The organism is Bordetella genomosp. 5 (genome assembly GCF_002261315.1).
Taxonomy (GTDB): Bacteria; Pseudomonadota; Gammaproteobacteria; order Burkholderiales; family Burkholderiaceae_B; genus Bordetella.
Map to the genome: position 1 here is coordinate 200,493 of NZ_NEVP01000009.1, position 19,425 is coordinate 219,917.

Sequence of the window (19,425 nt, forward strand, 5' to 3'; positions counted from 1 at the left end):
CGGTTGAAAAAGCGGTATGTCGCGCTGGTGGTCTGTACGGGCGTGGCGGCAGGCCTGGCGTGGTTCGTGACACGCACCCCGGCCTCGTCGTTCGACGGCGAGGCGGCGCAAGCCAGCACGCCCGTGGCGCCGCCCGCGGGCCAGGCACCCGCGTCGCCCGCCCTCGCGGCCTCGCCCGACAGCGCCGCCGAGGCCATGATCCGCCGAGGCGAGTACGTGGCGCGGCTGGGCGATTGCGTGGCCTGCCATAGCGTGCCCACCGGGGCGCCGTTCGCCGGCGGCCTCGAGATGGCCACGCCGCTGGGCTCGATCTACGCCACCAACATCACGCCGGATCGTGAAACGGGGATCGGCGCCTACACGCTCGCGGACTTCGATCGCGCGGTACGTCACGGCGTCGCGCCGGGCGGGCGCCGGCTCTATCCGGCAATGCCGTATCCGTCGTACACCAAGATGGACGACGACGACATCCGCGCGCTGTACGCCTATTTCATGCAGGGTGTGAAGCCCGCGCATCAGCCCAATCCGCCGAGCGAGATTCCCTGGCCGCTGAACATGCGCTGGCCGCTCGCCCTCTGGAACGCGGTGTACACCCAACCGGGTGTATACGAGCCCAAGGCCGGCGGCTCACCGCTCTGGAACCGGGGCGCGTATATCGTGCAGGCGGCGGGCCATTGCGGCAGCTGCCACACGCCGCGAGGCGTGGCGATGAACGAACAGGCGCTCGACGAGCTGAGCCCGATGTACCTGTCGGGCGCGTTGCTCGACGGCTGGTATGCCCCGAGCTTGCGCAATGACCACAACACGGGCCTGGGACGCTGGAGCGAAAACGATATCTACCGCTTCCTCAAGCATGGCCGCAACGAACACGCCGTGGTGTATGGATCGATGACCGATGCGTTCAACAACTCCACGCAGTTCATGACCGATGGCGATCTCAAGGCCGTGGCGCATTATCTGAAATCCTTGCCCGGCGATCCCGGACGCGACGGCACGCCGTGGCAATACGATGAAACCACCACGCGTACGCTGGCCTCGGCCGAGCGCCTGAAGGTCCCGGGTGCGCAGACCTATGCCGCCAAATGTGCGGCCTGTCACGGCATGGACGGACGTGGCCAGGGCCAGTGGATCCCGCCCCTGGCGGGGGCGGTCTCGTCGCTCACCAGTGAGAATGCGTCGGCCATCAACATCACGCTCAACGGCTCGGGCCGGATCGTGGCCAACGGCGTACCCGACGCCTATCGCATGCCGCCGTTCCGCAATCAGCTCGACGACCGGGAGATCGCCGATGTGCTGAGCTTCGTGCGTACGGCGTGGGGCAACTCGGGTGGCATGGTCACGGCCGAGGACGTGGCGCATCTGCGCGAGCGAACCGACCCTGCCAGCAGCGACGTGATCATCCTGCAGATGCGCTGAGCTTCAATGCTTGCCCGTCTCGGGGCCGTGCGCCCCGGGCGGCAGCCAGCGCCAGAAGACCGAGGCCGCGATCAGGCCCAGCAGGCCCACGCCGACCGAGCCCGCGCCCAGCGAAATGAGGGCGGCCAGCCCGGAGAGCACCACCGGGCCGCCGCTGGTGCCCAGGTCGGCCATCAGGCGCCAGATGCCCAGGAACTTGGTGCGCGCGCCGGCCGGCGCGGCGTCGGCGCCCAGGGTCATCACGATGCCGGATCCGATCCCGTTGCCAAAGCCCAGCAGCAGCGACACCACCACGAAGCTCACCACCCCGGTCGTGAGCGGAATCGCCATCAGGCTCAGGCCCATGATGAGCGAGCAGGGCAGCGCGACCCACAGGCGGCCGTAGCGGTCCATGACGCGGCCCGCCGGATAGAACACCGACATGTCCACCGCTGCCACGAGCCCGTAGATGAGCGATGTGGTGGCGGCGTCGAGGCCGAGGCTGGCGGCCCAGAGGGGGATCACCACCTGACGCGAGGCGCGCAGGGCGCTGATCAGCATGATGCCGACGCCCAGCGTGGCGTAGACCTTGCGATGATCGCGGGCGATCTGCGCCATGCCGAGCGCGGGCGTGGCGGCGCCGGCCGTCGGCCGCACGTCCAGGTCGGGGGCGGCGAGCGCGATGCCGCCCGCACCGAGCATCGCGGCGATCGCGATCCAGTACGCGCCGTCCAGCCCGATCAGGTGGATCAAAGCCGCGCCGGCGAACGGGCCGATGAACGTGCCGATACGTGTCGTGCCGCCCAGCGTCGACAGCGCACGGGCGCGGAACGAGAACGGCACGAGCTCGATCAGGTAGCTCTGGCGCGCCAGTTGGAACACCGATTGAGCGACGCCCTGCATCAGCATCGCCAGCGCGAGCACCCACAGCAGCGGCACGAAGATCACCAGCAGCAGCCCGGTCACGCTCAGCAGCGCGGCGCCCGCCATCGCGCGCTTCTCGCCGTAGCGCTGCGTGAGCAGCGCGGAGGGGATGTTGGAGAAGAGCGAGCCGACGCCGATCAGCGCGGTGATGAGACCGGCTACGGCGACCGATGCGCCCTCGTTGTGCGCGGTGAGCGCCACCACCGGCAGGATGGCGCCGTTGCTGATGCCGTAAAGCAGGGAAGGGCCGAACGCCGGAACGGCGATCTTCTTCAGATTGAAGGTGTCTGGTTGCGACATGTCGGGGCTGCGGGTCGAACTCGAGGCGCCGAAGCAGAAGCGCCCGAGGCTGCATCAAGGCATGCGCGCCCACGGCAGGCGGCGCAAGGCACACGATCCCGCGGCGCGTAGCGCCCTCTCCGTGCGGCTGCAGTCAGCAGACTGTCAGCCGCCGAAGACGGTATCGAAGGCCCGCGTGAGTGTAGTGCTGTCGGCCGCCGGGACCAAACCGGGCGCGCCGCGCGCCATGGCCGCGTGCAGCAGCGCCGAGCAGGCGCCGTCCCAGGGGGCGGCGAGCGACTCTTCGATCTCGCCGTCTTCGTCTTCGGTGCGCAGGATCGCATCCGCGCCGCCGATGGCCTGCGCCCGCTTCCAGAGCTGGCCGTGAATGAGCAGGAAACCGCCGTGCACGGGCGAACGCGCAGCGCCGCCGCGGGACGACGCGGCGAGCGTGCCAGCCCAATCCTGCGCAGGCGTGGCGGCGGATGCGGGCGTGCCCTCCGACCAGTGAGCCCAGGCGCGGCCATATGCCGCCTCGGCGTCGGGCGCGAGCGCGTTCGCGTTCGACAGCGCCGTTGCCTGCGCGACAGACAGGCTTTCGATGCGGGCGAGCACGTCGAGCACCGCGTCGCCGTGCGGGCCGAACAGCGCCGACAGCGGCAGCGCGTCGATGAGCTCGATCTCGCTTGCGCGCCAATAACCGGGCTCGGCGACGAGGCCCGACATATCGCCCAGCACGGTCACGCGCACGCGCCACAATCGGCCCGGCCAGTGGCTGCCGATGGTGATGGAGGCGATGTGCTGGTCGACCACGATCCAGGGCGGCCCCGAGGCGGCGCGGCGCACGCGTGCGCCCTCGCGCACGAGCTCGGTGCGCGGGTCGGTCGCGTCGTACCAATAGCCTTCACGAGCGGGAGGGAGAGCGGTCATGGGAACAGAAACAGGATGCCGATACGGTGACGTAGCGTCATGGACGTGTCACGAAACCCCCGCAGAATCCCACGGATTATCCAAAAAAGGAAGCGCGGGGATCATGAAGAAACTGCTCAGCCTCACCCTCATCGGCATGGCCTCGTTGGCCGCCACCTCGGCCAGCGCCGCCGACTGCGAGCGCGGCACGCTCGACAAGAAATTCTGCGATGCCAACGGCGACATGGTCGCCGATGCACCCACCGATCCCAAGCAATGGATCGATCCGGCGACGCTGATCTTCGCCTACACGCCGGTCGAAGACCCGGAGGTCTACCGCGGCGTGTGGGATGAGTTCCTGCGCCATATGGAAAAGACCACGGGCAAGAAGGTGCAGTTCTTCCCGGTGCAGTCCAACGCAGCCCAGCTCGAAGCCATGCGCGCCGGCCGTCTGCACGTGGCCGGCTTCAATACCGGCAGCAATCCGCTGGCCGTCAACTGCGCCGGCTTCGTGCCGTTCACGATGATGGCGAGCAAGCAGGGCGCCTACGGCTACGAGATGGAAATCATCGTGCCGGCCGACAGCAGCGCGAAGAAGATCGAAGACCTGAAGGGCAAGACCATCGCCTTCACGTCGCAAACGTCGAACTCCGGCTACAAGGCCCCCTCGGCGCTGCTGGCCAGCGCCTACGGCCTGCAGGCCGACAAGGACTACAAGACCGCGTTCTCGGGCAAGCACGACAACTCCGTGATCGGCGTGGCCAATAAAGACTACGACGCCGCGGCCGTGGCCAACTCGGTAATGAACCGCATGATCGCGCGCAAGGCGGTGGACGACACCAAGATCCGCAGCATCTACAAGTCGCAGTCGTTCCCGACCACGGGCTATGGCTACGTCTACAACCTCAAGCCCGAGCTGGCCGAGAAGGTGCGTCAGGCCTTCTTCACCTTCAACTGGGAAGGCACGCAGCTGCTGAAGGAATTCGGCAAGGCCGAGCCGGCGCAGGAAGCCTTCATCCCCATCACCTACAAAGAACACTGGGCGGTGGTGCGTGAGATCGATCAGGCCATGAAGGTGGCCTATACCTGCCAATGAGCGGCGCGCGCGACGCGGGGGGCGATGCCCCCCTGCTCAGTCTGCAGAAGTTGGTCAAGCGCTATCCCACGGGGGATCTCGCGCTCGACCACGTGGATCTGAGCGTGCCGCGCGGTCAGGTGCTCGCGCTGATCGGCCCGTCCGGGGCCGGCAAGAGCACCTTGATCCGCTGTATCAACCGCCTCGTGGAGCCCTCGGGCGGTGACGTGCGCCTGAATGGTCAGAGCCTGCCCACGCAGTCGGCGCGCGAGTTGCGCCGCACGCGGCGTCAGCTCGGCATGATCTTCCAGGAGTACGCGCTGGTCGAACGGCTGACGGTCATGGAGAACGTGCTGTCGGGCCGGCTCGGCTATACGGGTTTCTGGCGCAGCTGGGCGCGCCGCTATCCCGCCGCCGACGTGCAGCAGGCGTTCTATCTGCTGGACCGCGTCGGTCTGGCGGGTTTCGAGAACAAGCGGGCCGACGCGCTGTCGGGCGGGCAGCGCCAGCGCGTGGGCATCGCCCGCGCCCTGATGCAGGATCCGCAACTGCTGCTGGTCGACGAGCCCACCGCCAGTCTCGATCCCAAGACCTCGCGCCAGATCATGCGTCTGCTCTGCGAGATCTGCCGCGAGCGCGGTCTCTCGGCCATCATCAACATCCATGACGTGGCGCTCGCCACGCAGTTCGCCGACCGCATCGTCGGACTGCGCAAGGGTCAGCTGGTCTATGACGGCGCGCCCGCCGGGCTGGTGCCGCAGGTGCTGACCGAGATCTACGGCATGGAAGACTGGCATCACGACGCCGGTGTCACGGACGAGCCGGCGCAGGCCGAGCCCGCCGCGGCCCATCCGCCGCGCGTGGACACCTTGCGCGTTGCACAGGCCGCCGCATGAGCACGGCCCTGCAATGGCGCAAGCCGCCTTTCATCCGCTCGGCCCGCACGCGTGCGCTGCTCTGGCTGCTCGCGGGCCTGTATCTGTATGCCGCGCTCAACTCGGTCGCGGTCGACTGGAACCGCGTGGCCGAAGGGCTGGTGCGAGGCTGGCGCTTCGTCGCCGCGTTCGCCCAGCCGGATTTCGTGAGCCGCTGGCGCGAAATCAGCGAAGGGCTGATCGAGAGCCTGGCCATGACGGTGGTCGCCACCGCGCTCGGCATCGTGCTGAGCATTCCGGTGGGCCTGGGCGCCGCGCGCAATATCAGCCCTGCGCCGATCTATGCGCTGTGCCGGGGCTTCATCGCGATCTCGCGGGCGTTTCCGGAGCTCATCATCGCCATCCTGCTGGTCAAGATGTTCGGCTTCGGGCCGCTGGCCGGCATGATCACGCTGACCATCGCCTCCATGGGGTTTCTGGGCAAGCTGCTCGCCGAAGAGATCGAGACGGCCGACCGCTCGCAGCTCGAGGCCGTGCGCGCCACCGGCGCCGCCTGGCCGCAATGGATCGTCTACGCCGTGCAGCCGCAGGTGATGCCGCGTCTGATCGGCCTGTCGATCTATCGCCTGGACATCAACTTCCGCGAGGCGGCCATCATCGGCATCGTGGGCGCCGGCGGTATCGGCGCCACGCTGAACACCGCGTTCGACCGCTATGAGTTCGAGACGGCCGCCGCGATTCTGCTGCTGGTGATCGCGATCGTGATGATGTGCGAATACCTGTCCGGTCACGTGCGCAGGAGGTTCCTGTGAACGCCGCGCCGCCGCTTTGGCGGCGTCATGCGCCGGGATCGCAGCGCTGGAACTGGCTGCTCTGGATGTTCGGCGCGCTGGTGTTCATGGTCAGCTGGAAACAGATGTCCGACAACACGATCTGGGCCTTCGCGGCGGATGCGCCGGCGGCGGGCTGGGATCTGGTGTCGCGCATGTGGCCGCCGCGCTGGAGCTATGTGCCCCAGCTGCTGCAGCCGCTCTGGGACACGCTCAACATCGCCACGCTGGGCACCGCCATCGGCACCGTGATCGCCGTGCCGGTCGCCTTTCTGGCGGCGCGCAACACCACGCCCAGCCGCGCGCTGCTGCGTCCGCTGGCTCTGGGCATCATCGTGGCGTCGCGCTCGATCAACTCGTTGATCTGGGCCATGTTGCTGGTCACGGTGGTGGGCCCGGGCGTGCTGGCAGGCATCATCGCAATCGCGCTGCGCTCGGTGGGTTTCATCGGCAAGCTGCTGTACGAGGCCATCGAAGAAATCGACGCCAAGCAGGTGGAGGCCATCTCCGCCACCGGCGCCACCGCGCCGCAGGTGCTGGTATACGGCGTGGTGCCGCAGGTGTTGCCTTCGCTGGTAAGCACCACGGTCTATCGCTGGGACATCAACATCCGCGAGTCCACCGTGCTGGGCATCGTGGGGGCGGGCGGGATCGGCCTGCCGCTCGCGGCGTCCGTCGACACGCTGGCCTGGCCGCAGGTGACCGTGATCTTCGCGGCCATTCTGGGCACGGTGTTCATCGCGGAATGGGTATCGCGCAAGGTGCGCGAGGCGCTGATCTGAGGCGCCGCGGGCGCAGGATGTGAATGGGCCCCTGCGAGCCGGATGCCGATCCGGTATGCAGGGGCCCGCTTCGTTCAGGCCGTGTCGCCCGGGCTCGCTTACTGCGGCGCGGCGTTGCGCGCCCAGTCGGGCATCTCTCCGGCCACGGCACCGAAGAACGTGATCAACAGCCAGTAGCCCAGGCCCGTGATCACGAGCAGCGACAGCACATTCATCAGGAAGCCGTGCTTCGCCATTTGCGGGATGGTGATGTAGCCCGAGCTGAACACGAGCGCATTCGGCGGCGTGGCCACCGGCAGCATGAAGGTCATCGAGGCGGCCAGCGTAGCGGGCACCATCAGCAGCAGCGGGTTTTCGCCGAGGTTCATCGCCAGACCCGCCACGATCGGAAGGAACGTGGCGGCGGTGGCGGTGTTGGACATGAACTCGGTCATGACGAGCACGACGAGCGCCACCAGAATGACCACGCCGAACGTGGGCAGGGCGCTGGCGTAACCGCCGAGCTGGCCACCGATCCATTCGTCGAGGCCGGTGCCGACCACCGCGGCCGACAGGCTCAGGCCGCCGCCGAACAGCACGAGGATGCCCCACGGCAGGTTTTTGGTCATCGCCCAGTTCACGAGTGCGCCGCCATCTTTCTCGCCCGACGGAATCACGAACAGCGCGATGGCGGCGAGCACCGCGATCGAGGCGTCCGACAGGCCGGGGATGTACTGATCGAGCACGCTGCGGAAGATCCACGCCGTGGCCGTCACGATGAAGACGCCGGCCACGCGGCGTTCGGCCTTGGACCAGGCGCCGAGCTCATCCAGCTGCGAGCGGAACAGTTCGTCGGCGCCTTCGAGTGTCTTGCGGTCCAGGCGGATCGACACGCGCGTGAGCAGCAGCCAGGCGCCGAACAGCATCACGAGCATGATGGGCATGCCGAAAATCATCCACTGCGCGAAGCCGATGTCGTAGCCATAGGTGCGGCTGAGCGCGCCGGCCAGCAGCGCATTCGGCGGCGTGCCGATCAGGGTGCCGATCCCGCCGATCGACGCGGCATAGGCCACCGACAGCATCAGCGCCAGCGGAAATTTCGACGATCCGCCCTTCTGGCTGATGAGGCCCGCGACGGAGAGCGCGACGGGCAGCATCATCACGGCGGTGGCGGTGTTCGACACCCACAGGCCACAGAACGCGGTGGCCAGCATGAAGCCGCCCACGATGCGATGCTGCTGCGAGCCGGTGCGCGACACGATATTGAGCGCGATGCGGCGATGCAGGTTCCAGCGCTCCATCGCCATCGCGAGGAAGAAGCCGCCCATGAACAGAAAGATGATGGGGTCGCCGTAGGGGGTGGTCGCCTCGCGCGCCGTGGTGGCGCCCACCAGCGGGAACAGCGCCACCGGCAGCAGGGCAGTGACCGCGACGGGCACGGCCTCGGTGATCCACCACGCGATCATCAGCACGGCCACCGCCAACAGACGCCACGCCTCGGGTGACATGCCTTCCGGCGCCGGCAGCATCAACAAGATGCCGCACAGCGCGGCGCCCACGGCGACCGGAATCGGTTTGACGCGGGATTTTTCCTGGGGACTCGGCGCGGCCGTTTGTGGGGGTGAGGGGTGGCGTGCTGCGTCGGCCATGCGGTCTCCATTCTGGGTTTAAGGGGTATGTAAGGTTTGTATAACCTCATGGCGATGGAGTTGCGGCAGGGTGTAACGAAGCTTGGCGGGGTGCCACGGTTACGCGGACGCCGGGCCCCGTGCGGGCGCGCCGCTGCCCACCATGGCCTGCGCCCGTGCAATGGCCTGCGCGATGGCGGCGGTGATTTCCTCGCGCGCGTTCTCGCCAGTGGCGCGCAACGCATAGGAGGGGTGCCAGGTGGGTAGCAGCCACGCGTCGCCCAGCCACACCGGCGTGTGCAGGTGCTCCTGCAGCGCCGCGTGACGGCCGAGGATCGCATGCAGCGCGGTGGCGCCGAGCGTCACGATCACGTCGGGGCGGACGCGCGCCCGCTCTTCCTCGAGCCAGTGCAGACAGGCATCCACCTCCTGTTGCGCCGGCGTCTTGTGCATGCGGCGCTTGCCGCGCGCCGTCCATTTGAAATGTTTTACCGCATTGGTGAGGTAGAGGCTGTCGGGCTCGGCCCCGGCTCGGCGCATGGCCTCGGCCAGCACCTGCCCGGCCGGACCGACGAAGGCGCGGCCGGCGAGATCCTCCTGGTCGCCCGGCTGCTCGCCCACCAGCATCACGCGCGCGGTCTCGGGACCCCGACCCGGCACGGGCTGCGTGGCGTGGCGCCAGAGCTCGCAGCGGCGGCATTGATCCAGCGTCGTGGGCAGGGCACGCTCGGGCAGGGCGCGTTGCGCGTCGACGGCCACGACCTTGCCCGGCATCGCGCTCACCGTCTGCGCCTGACCCACGCGGCGCGCGCCCGCGCGGGCGTCGGCGATCATGCCCGGAATCAGCCGGCCTTCGGGCAGGCCTTTCCAGAAGCGCGCCGGCATGTGCTGGTGCAACGCGGTTTCGTTCAGGCGCGCGGGATTGAATATGCTCTGGTAGTAGGCCAGCCAGAGCGGTTCGATCCGGTCGGTGCCGATGGGCACGATGCTGGCGTCGGCCGGAGCATCGCTGAAATGCATGGTCCGTCCGTCCCACAACGCGGCGCCCTGCGGCGTGCCGATCCACCAGCTTTCGCGGCCCATGCGCCGCGCGAAGTGATCGGCCACGGCATGCAGCACGTCGTGCTCGGGCTCGTACCAGGCGAGATAGCGCGGCAAGGGCAGTGCCTCGGGCATCGCGAGCGCCGGCGTGGGGGCGTCGGGGCCGAGCGCATTCGGATCTTCGCGCCGATGAAAGCGCACGTACGCGATCATGTCGTGGTGGGCGCGCCTCACCGATTTGGCCATGGCGTGCAGCCGCGCACCATCGGGGTCGGCGGCCGACTCGGCCGAGCGGTCTCCTTCGCACCAGCGCCACAGCACGCGATAGAGCAGACCCCAGCGATCGGGCGAGCGATAGTGCGCGGCCTCCTGGAGTAGCGTGGCCAGGGAGCGGGAGATGCGCACGGTGGACGGCGACGGCGCAGGGTGGGCGGCGCTCGCGTCCGCGTTGGGAGCGTCGTCCAGGGCCATCTGCATCTGCTCGGCGCCGGCGATGCGCTCGTCCCAGGACAGGCTCTCGGGCGCGCGGCGCTCGGCCAGCGCCTGCAGCGCGAGCGCGCGCCAGCCGGGGTAGCCGCCCTCGACGCGTACGGTGGCCGGCAGCCGTGCGGTCATAGCAGCGCCAGCTGTTCGGGCGGTGGCGCCAGCGCGCGCCGCAGTTGCGCCGACGAAGGTTCGGCCAATGGCGGCTTGTAATCCTGCACCACGATGAAGGGCTTGACCTTGTCCATCGCGCAGCGCAGCCGCGCCACGTCCTGGTAGCGGATCGCGCGCATGCGGCGCAACTCGACCAGACGCTCGGCATTGCGCATGCCGATGCCGGGCACGCGCGCGATCATCCGCTGCGGCGCGCGATTGAGGTCCACCGGAAAAGACTCGCGATGCGACAGCGCCCACGCGAGCTTGGGATCGATGTCCAGCGGCAGATTGCCGCCCGCCTGCAGCAGCTCTTCGGCCTGGAAGCCGTAGCCGCGCATCAGGAAATCGGCCTGATAGAGCCGATGCTCGCGTTGCAGCGGGGGCGGTTGCTGCGGCACGGATGCCGGGCTGTCGGGAATGGGGCTGAAGGCCGAGTAGTAGACGCGCTTGAGCTTGTAGGCGCCATAGAGGGTCTGCGCGGTCTGCAGAATGGTGTGGTCGTCGGCCTCGTCGGCGCCCACGATCATCTGGGTGCTTTGGCCGGCCGGCGCCTTGCGTGCGGCCTCGGAGGCGCGCGGTTTCGCCGGCGTCTCGTGCTCGGCTTCTTCCTGGGCCAGGCGGATCGACCCCATGGCCCGCTTGATGGTGTGCGCGCTCTTTTCGGGCGCGAGCCGCTGCAGCCCGCCCTCGGTGGGCAGCTCGATGTTCACGCTCAGGCGGTCGGCATACACACCCGCCAGCGTGATGAGCTCGGGCGACGCATCCGGAATGGTCTTGAGGTGGATATAACCGCGGAACGCGTGTTCCTCGCGCAGCGACTGCGCCACGCGCACCAGTTGTTCCATGGTGTAGTCGGCATTGCGAATGATGCCCGAGCTCAGGAACAGCCCGTCGATGTAGTTGCGGCGATAGAAGTCGAGCGTGAGATCCACCACTTCGCTCGGCTGGAATCGCGCGCGCGGTACGTTGCTCGTGCGCCGGTTGACGCAATAGTGGCAGTCGTACTGGCAGAAGTTCGTCAGCAGGATCTTGAGCAGCGACACGCAGCGGCCGTCGGGCGTGTAGCTGTGACAGATGCCGGCGCCGGTGCTGGCGCCCAGGCCTTCGCGGCCGCGCGAGTCGCGCTTGGGCGCGCCGCTGCTGGCGCACGAGGCGTCGTACTTCGCCGCGTCGGCCAGGATCTCGAGCTTGGTGAGCAGTTCCATGGCGGTTCAATAGCTGGATATATATCCAGTATTGTACGCGCTCTATCGGACTTGTCCGATGGGCCTGCAAGGCACTTTAGGGGACGGTTCAGCAGGGTGCTGCGGCGCGCCGGCGGTGTCGGCCGGCGCGGCCTCGATGCGTGGCCCGCGACCTCAGCGGCTCAGCGCGAAATGTCGCTCGAGCAGCTCGCCGAAGCGATCGTAGGCCGCGTTGGCGCCGGCGATCACGGCGTCGTGCGCGCGCGGGTCGAGCGCCTCGTCGTCGAGCGAGGCGACGAACCGGCGCCACACGACAGCGCGGCCTTCGGGGTAGGCCGCCAGGTTGCGCGCGCCGAATTCGGCCGACAGCCCCAGGTTGGCCTGCGCCTCTTTGAAGAGAAACGCGGCACCCAGCGTCGAACCCTCGGACACATACAGCCAGCCCAGCGCTTCGGGCATGGCCACGTCCGTGCTGGCGACACGGTCGACCGGCACGTCGGCATTCAGGTCGCGCAGGTCGGCCAGCGAGGCGGATGCGCGGCCGCGCGCGTCGAGGTCGGGCACCGCGGCCTGGACCTCGGCATTCTGGAACAGGTGTTCGACGTCGAGCTGGAACAGGTATTGAGCGGCGACGAAGCGAGCGTACGATTCGCGGCTCGAGAACGGCGCGGCGCGCTCCATCAGGCGATGCATGCGCTCGTGCTGGTCATTCGTCTCGACCTTCAGGCGTTGCGACAGCCGCGGGCGATCGAGAATTTCGGTGGTCATGATGTTCGGTATCCGGGTAATGCGGGCCGCCGGTGTGAATCGACGGAAACGTGCGTCATTCTTTCCTGGCTGCAGGGAATGGCACGTCAAAGTTACTGAAGAACGGGCGTTCGCGCCAGCGGCACGGGTGACGGGGAGGGGGCACGACGGGACCGGGGCGGTGTCCCGCCGGTGCCGGGCGCGCCATTTGCTGGATGTGAGGCTTTCCAGGAGACCACCATGGCACACCAACCCGAAGGACAACGCGAACATCTCGGCGCCAAGATTCAGGAGCTCGAAGCCGAGGGCAAGGTCCCGACCACCGCACCCGACGGCAGCACCTCGCGAGAGATTCCGGTGGATCCGTCGGCCGATCCGGCGCCGGACGAGGCAACGGAAGGTCAGCCCAACCGCGATCCCGACAGCAATTCCGGTTATCCCGCGGGGGGGCATCGTAACCCGCCGGGCCGCGATGCGTACGATCGCCCGCGCGATGCCGAGCAGGATCAGGCGGAGAAGATTCCGTCGGATCGCACCATGGCGCCTTGACGCCGCATGGCGACGAGCGCGGCGGCGTCGATCGCCGCCGCGCTCGCGTCGTCACCATTCCCCCTGCCAATGTGTGAACAGGCACGGCAGTTGCAGCCCTGTGATCACCGCGCCGCCTTCGGGCGGCGCCACCCGATACGCACTGGCCGCCACGCGGCCAACCCATCCGGAGATCACGATGAAAGCACTCTGCTGGCAGGGCAAGCACGACGTTCAATACGACACAGTTCCCGACCCCACGATCGAGCACGGCCGCGATGCCATCGTGCGCGTCAGCGCCTGCGCGATCTGCGGTTCCGACCTGCACTTGTTCGACGGCTTCATGCCCGAGATGCACAAGGGCGACATCCTTGGCCACGAGTTCATGGGAGAGGTGGTGGAGGTGGGCCGCGACAACACCGCGCTCAAGGTCGGCGACCGCGTCGTCGTGCCGTTCACCATCACCTGCGGCGAGTGCGATCAGTGCCGCGTCGGTAATTTTTCCGTGTGCGAACGCACCAACCGCAACGCCAGCATGGCCGCCAAGATGTTCGGCCACACGACGGCTGGCCTCTTCGGCTACACCCATCTGACCGGCGGCTATGCCGGCGGGCAGGCCGAGTATGTGCGCGTGCCGTTCGCGGACACGACCCACATCAAGGTGCCCGACGGCGTATCCGACGAACAGGTGCTGTTCCTGGGCGACATTCTGCCCACTGGCTGGCAGGCCGCGGCGCAGTGCGAGATCAAGCCCACGGACACGGTGGCCATCTGGGGCGCCGGTCCGGTCGGCCTCATGACCGTGCTGAGCGCGATCCTGCAGGGCGCCCGCCAGGTGATCTGCATCGACCGCGTGCCGGAGCGGCTCGCGATGGCCGCCCAGGCGGGCGCGCTCACGATCAACTTCGACGAGCAGAGCGTGGTCGAGTGTCTCAACGAAATGACCCAGGGCAAGGGCCCGGAAAAATGCATCGACGCGGTGGGCCTCGAAGCGCACGCCGCCGGCTCGTTCGATGCGATCTACGATCGTGCCAAACAGGCGGTCGGCGCGGAAACGGACCGGCCCCACGTGCTACGGGAAATGATCTACGTGTGCCGGCCGGGTGGTGTGTTGTCGATTCCGGGCGTCTATGGCGGCGTGGTCGACAAGATTCCGTTCGGCGCGTCGATGAACAAGGGGCTCACCTGGCGCATGGGCCAGACGCACGTGCGGCGCTGGACGGACGATCTGCTCGCGCGCATCGTCGAGGGCGAGATCGATCCGTCGTTCATCATCACGCACACCGCGCCGCTCGCCGAGGGGCCGGAGCTGTACAAGACCTTCCGCGATAAACACGATGGCTGCGTAAAGGTCGTGCTGAAGCCGTAGCGACGCCTGCGTGCAGAAAGCGGTGAGCACACGTGCCACCGCTTTCTGTTCCGCGACCGCTCAATAGCTGTAGCTGATGCCCAGTTGCGCGGTGCGCGGCGCGCCCGGGTAAACGTAGGTGTTGAAGGCGCCTTCGTCGTAGTTGCGGTCGAACAGGTTGGTGATGTCCAGGTTCACGCGCAGGTTCTTGTTGACCTGATAGAAGCTGAAGAGGTCCACGGCCACGTACGAGCCCATGTCGTAGGAGGTGGCGGCGGTCTGGCCTTTGCGCTCGTCTACATAGCGCACGCCCACGCCCAGACCCAGACCGCGTGCCGGACCTTCGTGGAACTCGTACATGTTGAGCAGACTCAACGTGTTGCGCGGAATGTTGGCCAGGCGCGTGCCCTTGGGCAGCGTGTTGTCGCGCGTGACACGGGCGTCGACGAACGAGTAGCCACCGATCACCCGCCATTGCGGCGTGATGTTGCCGGCGACGTTCAGGTCGAAGCCGCGGCTGCGCACCTGGCCGGCCGCCACACGATAGTTCGAGTCCACGGGGTCGACGGTCAGCACGTTCTTCTTGTCGATCTGATAGACCGACGCGTCGATGCTGAGCTGACGATCCAGCGCTTCCCACTTCGCGCCCACTTCGTACGATTTGCCCTTTTCGGGGCTGAAGCCGGTACCCTGACGGTCCGCGCCGGTGTTCGGTTTGTAGGAGCGCGCCGTGTTCGCATACACGGCCACGGTGTCGGTCAGGTCGTAGGTCACGCCCAGACGCGGCGTGACGGCGGTGTCGGTGCTGCGCCAGTTGCGGCCGCCCGGCAGGCGGTCATGGTAGGTGTGCTCGAAGCGCTCCAGGCGCAGGCCGGCCAGCACCTTGAAGCGCTCGGTGAGCGCCACCTGATCCTGCACGAAGGCGGCCCAGGTCTTGAGGTTTTCCTTGTCGTGCGTGGTGGTGCGGGTGAGCGCCGGGCGGGGCTGGCCGAGGATCGGATCGAACAGGTCGATCGGATAGGCATTGGCGCCCGCGGCGGAGCGCCGGATGATCGAGCGGTAATCGTAGTCTTCGTACTCCACGCCGGTCAGCAGCGTATGACGCAACGCGCCGGTGCTGAAGTTGCCGGTGAGGTTGAGCTGCAGATCGCGATCGGTCCAGTCGAGCTTGCGCCAGTTGAAGTTGCGGCCCAGCGTGCGGCCGTTCGCCTGCAGGGCGTTGGCCTCCACCGCATTGCCTTGCAGCGTGCCGTCGAGCCACTGCGCACCGCCGCCGAGCTTCCAGTCGTCGTTCAGGTCGTGCTCGAAACGCAGCTGCACCATGTTGTTGTCGTTGTGCAGCTTGTTGTCGGTGCCCGTTTCCCAGACGTTGGTGTCGCGCGAGGCGCGGCCGCTCTGGTTGGCGTACGCGGTGAGGCCGCGATCCAGCGGATGATTGTTGCGCATGAAATCGGCTTCGAGCGTGATGCGGGTGGCGCCGCTGGGCTGCCAGCGCAGTACCGGCGAGATGCCATAGCGCTCGGTGCTGACGTCGTCACGGAAGCTGTCGCCGCCTTCGGCCAGGCCATTGATGCGATAGGTGAGGCTGCCGTCCTCGTTGAGCGCGCCGGTCGAGTCGAGCGTGGCGCGGCGCATGCCGTGATTGTCGAACTGCGTGCCGACCGTCACGCGCGATTCCGCCTCGGGCTGCTTGGTGACCACATTGAAGGTGCCGCCGGGATCGCCGCGTCCGTACAGGCTGCTGGCGGGGCCGCGAATCACTTCCACGCGCTCGATCGTGTACGAATCGGGGGCGTTGGGATAACCGCGGTTGATCGGAAAGCCGTTGCGGTAGAACTCGCCCGTCGTGAACCCGCGCACCGTGAAGGTGGTGAGGCCCTGGCCGCCGAAATTGTTCGCCCGGCCCACGCCGCCCGCGTAGTCCAGCACCTCGTGCAGACGGGTCGCGTTGGTGTCGTCGACCACGTCGCGCGGCACGACCGTGATCGATTGCGGCACTTCGTGCAGGGCGGTGTCGGTGCGCGTGGCGCTCATCGACCGGGTGGCGCGGTAGCCGAGGACCGGGCCGTCGGCGCGCTCGGACACGCCATACACGTTGACGGTCTCCAGCTCGACGGGGTTGGCGGGCGGCGCTTCGTTGGCGTAGGCCAACGGGAGTGCCGGGTTGAGGAGACAAGCAGAAAGAAGGACGCGCCGCATTCCAGGATCCGAGAATTTTCACAAAAGCGGGCCGAAGCTTACTGGGAATGCTATCGATTCGCATTAGCGGAATTGTGTCGGCGTTCGACTGTCGGGTTTTCCCCACATAGGGCTGGGCAAGCCGCTGATTTAATTCTGAATTCTGGCTGAATTTCCGTGCGCGCCAAGCCGCGCTGCCGTGGCTCGGGCACGCCAATTGCCGGGTCAAGGGGACATATCCGATCCGGGGCTTGGTCTGATCCGGGGTCGAACAACAGGGGACGCCCATGAGCGATTCGACACGCCGCATAGCAGCCACGGAGGCCTGTCCATGACGGCGCCGCACGCCTGGGTGATCGGTGATGTCCATGGCTGTCATGCCACGCTGCAGGCACTGCTCGCCCATCCCGAACTCGCGGGCGACGCCGGGGCAAGGCTCTGGTTCACCGGCGATCTGGTCAATCGCGGACCGGCATCCGCGGCCACCTTGCGCACCGTGCGCGCGCTGGGCGAGCGCGCCGTTGTGGTACTGGGCAATCACGATCTGCGCGCGCTCGCGTTGGCCTGCCGGGCGGTGGCGCCAGGCGCCCAGGACACCCTCGAGGATTTGCTCGATGCGCCGGACGCGGTAGAGCTGCTCGATTGGCTGCGTCAGCGGCCGCTGGCGCATGCCGAGGGCCCGTATCTGCTGACCCATGCCGGGCTGTATCCGCGCTGGGATGCCGCGTCGGTGCCGCTGCTGGCCCAGGAAGTGGAGACGGTACTGCGCGATGCGCGATGGCGCGGCAGCATGAGCGCGCTGCTGCAGCGCACGCCCGGCACCTGGTTCCGGCATCGTCACGGGCGCCGGCGCGTGGCGTTCATCGCCAACGCGCTCACCCGCATGCGGCTGTGCGGCCCGGACGGCGGACTGTTGTTCAAGGCAAGCGCCACGCCGGGACTCTGGCCGCCGCACGCGCGGCCCTGGTTCGATATCCCGCGGCGTACCGTCGAGCCCGCGGTCACGACCGTGTTCGGCCATTGGGCCACGCTGGGCCTGATGCTGCGCGACGACGCTGTCTGCGTCGACACCGCGTGCGTGAGCGGCGGCATGCTGAGTGCATTGCGTCTGTCGGATCGCAAGCTGGTGCAGGTGCGCCGCATCGACAGCGCGCGCGGGGTGTTGGCGGCGGCGTGAGGGGCGGCTGCCGCGGCGATTGGCGTATTGCGCGAGGGCCGCTCCGCGATCGAGAAGTGGCCTGATTTACCGTGGCTGGAGCCCTCGTCGGCATATTTTTCCGGCGGCGTGCGACGCCCCGGCGCCCGTCCTCCGGCCATGAAGCAGGAACAGCAGTTGCTGCGATTACGGGTTCGACCCAAGCAATGCGACAGGAGGCCGCGATATGAAGATTCGACTGAAACCTCTCAAGGAACAGGTGGTGGTGATCACGGGTGCCGGTAGCGGCATCGGTGCGGCAACCGCGCGCCTGGCGGCGTCGCGGGGCGCACGCGTGGTGCTGGCGGGGCGCGGCGAAGACGCGCTCAATGCGGTGGCCCATGAGATCGAGGCGCAGGGCGGCAAGGCGCTCGTCGTGACCGCAGACGTGGGCGTGGAGCAGGACCACGAGCGCATTCTCGAGCAGGCGATGGCCGCGTTCGGCCGCGTCGACACCTGGGTCAACAACGCCGGCGTGTCGATCTTCGGTACGCTCGAGCAGGTGCCGCTTGCCGATCAGCGCAAGCTGTTCGACACCAACTACTGGGGCGTCGTGTACGGCTCGCTGACCGCCGTGCGTCATCTCAAGAGTCAGGGTGGCGGCGCGCTGATCAATATCGGCAGCGAGGTCTCGGATCGCGCCATCCCGCTGCAGGGCGCCTACTCGGCGACCAAGCACGCCGTGAAGGGCTACACCGATGCGCTGCGCATGGAGTTGCAGGAAGAGGGCGCGCCGATTTCGGTCACGCTGATCAAGCCTGCCGCGGTCGCGACGGGCTACACGGCGCATGCGCGCAACTACATGGACGTGCAGCCGCAGCTGCCGCCGCCGGTCTATGCGGCCGATCAGGTGGCGCAGGCGATCCTGCATGCCGCCGAGCATCCCGTGCGCGACATGTTCGTGGGCGGCGCGGCGCGCGCGATCTCGGCGCTGGGCCGCACCATGCCGGGCCTGTCCGACCGCATGGCCGGGTGGCTGTTCCGCAATCAGCGCGGCAAGATGCCGGCCGGCGGCGGCTCGGATTCGCTGTTCGAAGCCGGCGGTGAACATCCCGTCGATCCCTTGCAGGAAGGGCGCAAGAGCGCCTATACCCAGCTCGCCATGCATCGCGGCGCCTCGATCGTCACCGGTGTTCTGCTGGTGGGCGGCGCGGCGTTGTGGGCATTGCGGCGCCGTTAAAGGAGTGCGCGTCATGAGCAAACCCCATTCTCACCAGGATGATCCCGCCGACGCCGACCGCAAGCCGGTCGTGCCGGGCGAGCGGACCTTGAGCGACCGGCCCGCCGATCCCAACCGCACGGGCGCGGGCCGGCAGTTTCCGCCCGGCATCCACCCCGACGATGCGCGCGACCCGGGCAACGCGACGCCCGACGCGCCACCGGTGGACAACCGCTCGTGACGACAGGGAAGGCCGCCCCGGGCAAGGGCGGCCTTTTCGATTCTGTGCTCGAGTGCTGCGCGCTGGACGCGGCTTGGGGGCCCGGGCCCGAGGCGGACGCCGTTTGCTGAGCGGGCGCTTCTAGCCGGCCGCCGTCAGCGCCCTCGGCCAGGTGGCTACAATATCGCCTGGCCGTCGATCTGCGCACGGCCGCGTGTAAGCCAGGAGCTCGAAGTGCTTGATAACAAGATGATGCCCGTGTTGATGTCGATCGGCGTTGTCGCCCTGATGTTCGTGTGCGTCGCCATCTACGTGACCGTGGCCCCGCTGTCGCCGGCGCAGGTCAACGAAGTGCTGAAGACGATGGCGATTTCGGGCCTGTGCATCCCGCCCGTGCTGGCGCCGGCCATTATGCTCTATCAACGCAGCCGCGCCAGGAAGCGCGCTGCCCGCGAGGCGGCAGCGCCCGTGGCGGGCCGCAAGGCCTGACAACCGCCGTATCACGGAGCG

The 19,425-nt window shown here is 67.9% G+C and carries 18 protein-coding genes; 11 read left to right on the forward strand and 7 right to left on the reverse strand.

Annotation, left to right across the window (positions count from 1 at the left end; genetic code table 11):
• Window positions 1-3: 3 nt before the first annotated feature.
• Window positions 4-1,416: a c-type cytochrome gene (locus tag CAL25_RS15320; protein WP_249279105.1), complete on the forward strand. Its 1,413-nt coding sequence runs from the start codon at window positions 4-6 to the stop codon at window positions 1,414-1,416.
• A 3-nt stretch (window positions 1,417-1,419) separates the two neighbouring features.
• On the opposite strand, the gene CAL25_RS15325 is transcribed toward CAL25_RS15320, so the two are convergent.
• Both CAL25_RS15325 and CAL25_RS15330 read right to left on the reverse strand, forming a co-directional pair.
• Window positions 1,420-2,619: an MFS transporter gene (locus tag CAL25_RS15325; protein ID WP_094801529.1), complete on the reverse strand. Its 1,200-nt coding sequence runs from the start codon at window positions 2,617-2,619 to the stop codon at window positions 1,420-1,422.
• Window positions 2,620-2,763: 144 nt separating this feature from the next.
• Window positions 2,764-3,528, reverse strand: coding sequence for a hypothetical protein (locus tag CAL25_RS15330; RefSeq protein ID WP_094801531.1), 765 nt, complete (start codon window positions 3,526-3,528; stop codon window positions 2,764-2,766).
• 103 nt (window positions 3,529-3,631) lie between these two features.
• Between CAL25_RS15330 and phnD the strand changes: the two genes are divergently transcribed.
• The 4 genes from phnD to phnE (CAL25_RS15350) are packed head-to-tail and all read left to right on the forward strand — an operon-like array spanning window position 3,632 to window position 7,069.
• Window positions 3,632-4,603: a phosphate/phosphite/phosphonate ABC transporter substrate-binding protein gene (gene phnD / locus CAL25_RS15335; protein ID WP_094801533.1), complete on the forward strand. Its 972-nt coding sequence runs from the start codon at window positions 3,632-3,634 to the stop codon at window positions 4,601-4,603.
• Complete coding sequence (phnC, locus tag CAL25_RS15340) at window positions 4,600-5,478, forward strand: phosphonate ABC transporter ATP-binding protein (protein WP_212590909.1); 879 nt, start codon at window positions 4,600-4,602, stop codon at window positions 5,476-5,478. The genes phnD and phnC overlap by 4 nt, the downstream gene beginning before the upstream one ends.
• Complete coding sequence (phnE, locus tag CAL25_RS15345) at window positions 5,475-6,269, forward strand: phosphonate ABC transporter, permease protein PhnE (protein ID WP_094801534.1); 795 nt, start codon at window positions 5,475-5,477, stop codon at window positions 6,267-6,269. The genes phnC and phnE (CAL25_RS15345) overlap by 4 nt, the downstream gene beginning before the upstream one ends.
• Complete coding sequence (gene phnE / locus CAL25_RS15350) at window positions 6,266-7,069, forward strand: phosphonate ABC transporter, permease protein PhnE (RefSeq protein ID WP_249279106.1); 804 nt, start codon at window positions 6,266-6,268, stop codon at window positions 7,067-7,069. The genes phnE (CAL25_RS15345) and phnE (CAL25_RS15350) overlap by 4 nt, the downstream gene beginning before the upstream one ends.
• Window positions 7,070-7,167: 98 nt before the next feature.
• Here the strand turns inward: phnE (CAL25_RS15350) and CAL25_RS15355 are convergent, their stop codons facing one another.
• The 4 genes from CAL25_RS15355 to CAL25_RS15370 all read right to left on the reverse strand — a co-directional run bounded on the left by CAL25_RS15355 (window position 7,168) and on the right by CAL25_RS15370 (window position 12,308).
• A complete protein-coding gene (locus tag CAL25_RS15355; RefSeq protein ID WP_094801536.1) occupies window positions 7,168-8,697 on the reverse strand; it encodes an SLC13 family permease in 1,530 nt (509 codons plus the stop codon).
• Window positions 8,698-8,796: 99 nt separating this feature from the next.
• Window positions 8,797-10,332 (reverse strand): UdgX family uracil-DNA binding protein, encoded by a 1,536-nt coding sequence (locus CAL25_RS15360; protein WP_094801538.1) that lies wholly within the window; start codon window positions 10,330-10,332, stop codon window positions 8,797-8,799.
• Window positions 10,329-11,561 carry a putative DNA modification/repair radical SAM protein gene (locus CAL25_RS15365; RefSeq protein WP_094801540.1) on the reverse strand — a complete coding sequence of 411 codons (1,233 nt, stop codon included), beginning with the start codon at window positions 11,559-11,561 and terminating at the stop codon, window positions 10,329-10,331. Before CAL25_RS15365 ends, CAL25_RS15360 begins: the two co-directional genes overlap by 4 nt.
• A 153-nt stretch (window positions 11,562-11,714) precedes the next feature.
• The gene (locus CAL25_RS15370) at window positions 11,715-12,308 is read right to left on the reverse strand and encodes a biliverdin-producing heme oxygenase (protein ID WP_094801542.1); all 594 of its coding nucleotides are present in this window, start codon (window positions 12,306-12,308) and stop codon (window positions 11,715-11,717) included.
• Between the two features lie 219 nt (window positions 12,309-12,527).
• Between CAL25_RS15370 and CAL25_RS15375 the strand changes: the two genes are divergently transcribed.
• Together CAL25_RS15375 and CAL25_RS15380 are read left to right on the forward strand one after the other, a co-directional pair.
• Window positions 12,528-12,836 (forward strand): hypothetical protein, encoded by a 309-nt coding sequence (locus CAL25_RS15375; RefSeq protein ID WP_094801544.1) that lies wholly within the window; start codon window positions 12,528-12,530, stop codon window positions 12,834-12,836.
• Between the two features lie 178 nt (window positions 12,837-13,014).
• Window positions 13,015-14,184: a zinc-dependent alcohol dehydrogenase gene (locus CAL25_RS15380; RefSeq protein WP_094801546.1), complete on the forward strand. Its 1,170-nt coding sequence runs from the start codon at window positions 13,015-13,017 to the stop codon at window positions 14,182-14,184.
• A 60-nt stretch (window positions 14,185-14,244) separates the two neighbouring features.
• On the opposite strand, the gene CAL25_RS15385 is transcribed toward CAL25_RS15380, so the two are convergent.
• Window positions 14,245-16,314 carry a TonB-dependent siderophore receptor gene (locus CAL25_RS15385; RefSeq protein WP_212590910.1) on the reverse strand — a complete coding sequence of 690 codons (2,070 nt, stop codon included), beginning with the start codon at window positions 16,312-16,314 and terminating at the stop codon, window positions 14,245-14,247.
• Between the two features lie 358 nt (window positions 16,315-16,672).
• Between CAL25_RS15385 and CAL25_RS15390 the strand changes: the two genes are divergently transcribed.
• The 4 genes from CAL25_RS15390 (at window position 16,673) to CAL25_RS15405 (ending at window position 19,404) form a co-directional block, all read left to right on the forward strand.
• On the forward strand, window positions 16,673-17,518 hold the full coding sequence (locus tag CAL25_RS15390; RefSeq protein WP_094801549.1) for a symmetrical bis(5'-nucleosyl)-tetraphosphatase: 846 nt from the start codon (window positions 16,673-16,675) through the stop codon (window positions 17,516-17,518).
• Window positions 17,519-17,723: 205 nt separating this feature from the next.
• Complete coding sequence (locus tag CAL25_RS15395; RefSeq protein ID WP_094801551.1) at window positions 17,724-18,716, forward strand: SDR family oxidoreductase; 993 nt, start codon at window positions 17,724-17,726, stop codon at window positions 18,714-18,716.
• A gap of 13 nt (window positions 18,717-18,729) precedes the next feature.
• On the forward strand, window positions 18,730-18,936 hold the full coding sequence (locus CAL25_RS15400) for a hypothetical protein (RefSeq protein ID WP_094801553.1): 207 nt from the start codon (window positions 18,730-18,732) through the stop codon (window positions 18,934-18,936).
• 213 nt (window positions 18,937-19,149) lie between these two features.
• Window positions 19,150-19,404, forward strand: a complete 255-nt coding sequence (locus tag CAL25_RS15405; protein ID WP_141217940.1) for a hypothetical protein — start codon at window positions 19,150-19,152, stop codon at window positions 19,402-19,404.
• Window positions 19,405-19,425 lie beyond the last annotated feature (21 nt).